Here is a 3,959-nt window from a genome sequence, read left to right on the forward strand (position 1 = left end):
CCCTCCCCCCGCCGACCCGGTTCCCGCCCATCATCCGGATGCACACCGGCATGGCCTGCCCACCAAGCGCCGTTACGTGCGGATCCTCGAGCGCCACGGCGAGCGCCGGCGGATCGACTTCACCGCTCTGGCACGCGCCGCCGAGGCAGACTGCGTTGCGCCCAGCACGCCAGTAAGCGTGCAGAAGCTGTCGGCCTCCCCCGATCCGGCCCGCCGCCGGTCCCCATCAGGCGCTTCTCACCGGGCAGCCACGCTCTCATACTCCCGGCACGGCAGATGAGGCGCGAACAGCGGCGGCTTGGCTTCCGGCCCACCTCACCGCGTCTGGCGAGCGGTTGTTCACCAACGGCCGGGTGTTGCGCAGCCCGGAGTGCCCCGTCCCCAGGTGCCCCCGTCGTGTGACCGAACCGCTGCCTGACCTTGTCGCGCGCCGAGCCGGGCCGGCTCGAGCACCGGTTGGCTCCGCCGTGGGCTCGGGCCGGCTTCATGGGCGAGGGAGTGGTCGGCGTACCGCAGCCAGGTGTGTCGCTCGTAGAGCATGGGACTTGCACCGCCTGGGGGGGCTAGCGAGGTGCCGCGAGTACGTCCCGGAGTACGTCCGCGAGCGTGACACGGGCCAGCTCGTGTCTCAAGGTCTCCTCGATGCCCTCGTAGATGCCCTGCATGGCCGGCTGGATGCCGTAACCCACCACGCATCCCTGGTCCGGGGTGGTGCGGTGCATCGCGAACAGCGGGCCGGGTTCCACTGCCTCGTACACGTCGAGCAGGGTCATCGACTCCAGCTCGCGCGCCAGCGACCAGCCCGCGCCCACGCCCCGCCGGGACTCCACGAGCCCGGCTCTGCGCAGCTCGCCGAGCAGCCGCCTGATCACCACGGGGTTGGTGTTCGCACTGGTCGCGATCTGCTCGGAGGTGGCGACCTCGTGGCCCTGGCGCTGGTAGAGACCGATCCAGGCCAGCGCGTGGGCGGCAATGGTCAACCTGCTGTTGGCACTCATGAACTCCTCCTCTCGGCCGCAACGCTTCATGTTACGACAGCGCAGTCGTAACAACTAAGGTTGCAACAAGCTGTCGTAACAATTAGCGTTGCGACCGTCGGGAAGGGTCAATCAACGAGGTGAGAAGAATGAGCAAGCCACTCACGGGCAAGGTCGCCCTGGTCACCGGGGGGTCGCGGGGACTGGGAGCCGCGACCGTACGACTGCTGGCCGAGCAGGGCGCCGACGTCGCCTTCACCTACGTCAGCTCCGAGAAGCAGGCGCAGGCTGTCGTCGACGAGGTGCGCGGCAAGGGGGCGAAGGCCGTCGCCCTCAAGTCCGACCAGGCGGACATGAGTCGGGCGCCGGCGCTGATCGACGACGTGGTCGCGCACTTCGGCGGCCTGGACATCCTCGTCAACAACGCGGCGATCTCGGTGGAGCAGGGCCGCACGGTGGACGACCCGGACGCCGACACCGCCGCACTGGACCGGATGCACGCCACCAACTACCTCGGCGTGATCGCCGTCATCCGGGCCGCCTCCCGAGTGCTGCGCGCGGGCGGCCGCATCATCACGGTGAGTTCCGGACTGGGCTCCCGGGTCGGCGCCCCGGGCCTTGCCGACTACGCGGCGACCAAGTCGGGGATCGAGAGGTACACCATGGGGGTCGCACGGGACCTCGGGCCCCGGGACATCACGGCCAACGTCGTGGAGGCCGGACTGATGGAGGGCGGCATGGAAGGGCCGGGCCCCGAGACCCTCAAGGCCCTGGTCAGCGCGCTGTCCCTGCAACGCATGGGTCACCCCGAAGAGATCGCCGCGGCGATCGCCTTTCTGGCGAGCCCCGCCGCGTCATACGTCACGGGCGCGGTACTGGACGCCCACGGTGGCTACAACGCCTGAACCGGAACCCCTGCCGCGCGCCCCGAAGGACATCGCGCCTTCGGGGCGCGCACGACCAACGACCCGCGCGCGCGTGGACGACTCCCGCGTGCGCGCGAAAAAAGGGGAACCCTCGACCTCGTCGACGGTATCCCGCCCGTCGCCGGACGACCCGGCCTTGGCGGCGGCCGGAGTGCCTCCGGGGCGACAAGGCGTACGACACAGGAACAGCCAAAGCCATGACAGCCGACAACCGACCTGCTAGCCAGCCCATAACAGCTGCTTGGTCACCCCACGACAGCAGCCAACATCACCGGCCCCCACCCGCTGGCGGGCTCACGCTCCGCGAGACGGTGCCGGCACCGCGGCCTCCTCGCCGACCGTGAACACCTCGTTGCCGGCGGGCACCCCCACCCCGCGCCAGCTGAACGGCACACCGCGGGCCGTGTCCAGGTCCGGCCCGTCCATCAGCTGGAAGTGCACGTGCGGCTGGGTGGAGTTGCCGGAGTTCCCGCAGCGGCCGAGCACCTGGCCGGCGACGACCTTGTCGCCCGCCCGGACCTCGAGCGAGCCGCGCTGGACGTGCGCATACAGGGCGTAGGTCCCGTCGCCCAGGTCGAGGACGATGTGGTTGCCGACGATGCGGCGGGCCCCGCCGAGCGTCCTGCCGACGCCCTCGATCAGCCAGAAGTACAGCACCCCGGCAAGGGAGCTGCGGCTGAGGTGGTCGCGCTGGCCGTCCTCGGCGTGAGCGACGGTGGCATCGGCCACCGCGTGCAGGGGCGCCCCGAAGGCGGGGTATGCCTGGTTTCGGTGGGCGACGGGCCAGAACCAGACGGGGTCGGGGCGAGCGGGCCCCTTCTCCGGCTCGGCCACGATGTCGATGGCGTAGGTCTGCGCGAGGTTGTGCGTCCCGTGGCTCGGCACCTTGTCGGCAGGGCTGTTGAGGGCGGACCAGCGGCCGGTGACCGGGGGCGCGACCTCGACCGGCGCCGGGGGCTCCGTCTCGATCCGCCGGCGGACGGAGCGGGAGGTCATCAGGCTGACGGCGATCGCACCGAGCGCGGGCAGCCAGCTCAACCAGTAGTTGTACGGCAGGTCCACGAAGAATCCGGCGGCGATCTGAACAAAAAAGATCAGCCACAGCGCATGCTGGATCCTCGCAGCGATCTTGCGTCGGGCTACAGACATTACTTCCCCCTCGTACAGAAAACGGTCAGGTCACCGGGCGCGCGGCCGTGAGCACCACGAGCAGTGGCACCACCCGGCCGGCAGGAACTTCGTATCGGCCGCGCTCGGTGGTGTGCAGCCAGCCCGCGCCGGTGAGTTGGCGCAGGTGGTGGTAGATCTGGCCGGTCGTGCCGACGTCTTCGAGCGCGGCCAGTTCGGCGGCGGTGCGCAGGCCGCCCAGGATCTCTCGCAGCAGTCGCAGTCGTACGGGGTTGCCGAGCGCGGCGAACGACTCGGCCGCGTCGGGCCAATCGTCCTCGAACAGCGTCTCCGTGAGGAGGCCGTACTGCCACTCGTACCGATGGCCTGTCGGCACCCGCACCGCTCCGGTGAACAGGACGGCGCCGTCCGCCTCCTGCGTCACCGGGTGACGCGCCTTCAGTGCGTCGAGAGCCCAGAAGTCGCCTTCCCCCACGGCGGGCGCGACCGGGCCTGCGTTCTCCAGCTCCGCCATGCGCCGTTCGAGCTCGGCAACGCGCTCTTCCAGATCCATAATCAATAGATTACGTAATTATGTAATCCCGTACAAGCCTCGACGGGCGGCGGTGCAGTGTCGGCGGCGCGAGTGCGGAAGGTGCGAGCCTCAGCGGCGCGTTGGGCGGAAGGAGCCGGGACACCGGTGAGGTCGCGGCGCTCGGCGACGGCCGTGGCGGGCCGTCCAGTGCGGACGAGAAGACGCTTGGCCTCCAGCAGGGCGCCGGCGGGTTCACTGCGAATCCTGCGAAGTCGGCATGACCGTGGCTCCCGGGAGACGTGGACGCGGCTCCCGGCGAGCAAGAGGTAGTTAAGTCCGAAGGTAGTTAGGCCCTTAGGGAATGGTGACATCGCCCCGCCAGGGCGGCGCGGCGCTCGGCGCAGGGGCGGGTGG

4 protein-coding genes are annotated in these 3,959 nt (G+C 70.1%); 1 reads left to right on the forward strand and 3 read right to left on the reverse strand.

Going from position 1 to position 3,959, the window contains the following annotated elements; genetic code table 11:
• Nucleotides 1-563: 563 nt before the first annotated feature.
• On the reverse strand, nucleotides 564-998 hold the full coding sequence (locus tag CCS38_RS22410; protein ID WP_223735107.1) for an Rrf2 family transcriptional regulator: 435 nt from the start codon (nucleotides 996-998) through the stop codon (nucleotides 564-566).
• 128 nt (nucleotides 999-1,126) lie between these two features.
• Here CCS38_RS22410 and CCS38_RS22415 point away from each other — a divergent pair, with 128 nt between their 5' ends.
• Complete coding sequence (locus tag CCS38_RS22415) at nucleotides 1,127-1,882, forward strand: SDR family NAD(P)-dependent oxidoreductase (RefSeq protein ID WP_223735108.1); 756 nt, start codon at nucleotides 1,127-1,129, stop codon at nucleotides 1,880-1,882.
• 315 nt (nucleotides 1,883-2,197) lie between these two features.
• On the opposite strand, the gene CCS38_RS22420 is transcribed toward CCS38_RS22415, so the two are convergent.
• Entirely contained in the window at nucleotides 2,198-3,052 is an 855-nt protein-coding gene (locus tag CCS38_RS22420; protein ID WP_223735109.1) for a M23 family metallopeptidase, read from the reverse strand.
• 25 nt (nucleotides 3,053-3,077) lie between these two features.
• Nucleotides 3,078-3,584, reverse strand: coding sequence for an ArsR/SmtB family transcription factor (locus CCS38_RS22425; protein WP_223735110.1), 507 nt, complete (start codon nucleotides 3,582-3,584; stop codon nucleotides 3,078-3,080).
• Between the last annotated feature and the right edge of the window lie 375 nt (nucleotides 3,585-3,959).

The organism is Streptomyces purpurogeneiscleroticus (assembly GCF_020024005.1).
Classification (GTDB): Bacteria; Actinomycetota; Actinomycetes; order Streptomycetales; family Streptomycetaceae; genus Streptomyces; species Streptomyces purpurogeneiscleroticus.

Coding starts and splice junctions, on each gene's coding strand:
- CCS38_RS22410 (WP_223735107.1), bottom strand. CDS start 998: ATGAGTGCCAACAGCAGGTTGACCATTGCCGCCCACGCGCTGGCCTGG.
- CCS38_RS22415 (WP_223735108.1), top strand. CDS start 1,127: ATGAGCAAGCCACTCACGGGCAAGGTCGCCCTGGTCACCGGGGGGTCG.
- CCS38_RS22420 (WP_223735109.1), bottom strand. CDS start 3,052: ATGTCTGTAGCCCGACGCAAGATCGCTGCGAGGATCCAGCATGCGCTG.
- CCS38_RS22425 (WP_223735110.1), bottom strand. CDS start 3,584: ATGGATCTGGAAGAGCGCGTTGCCGAGCTCGAACGGCGCATGGCGGAG.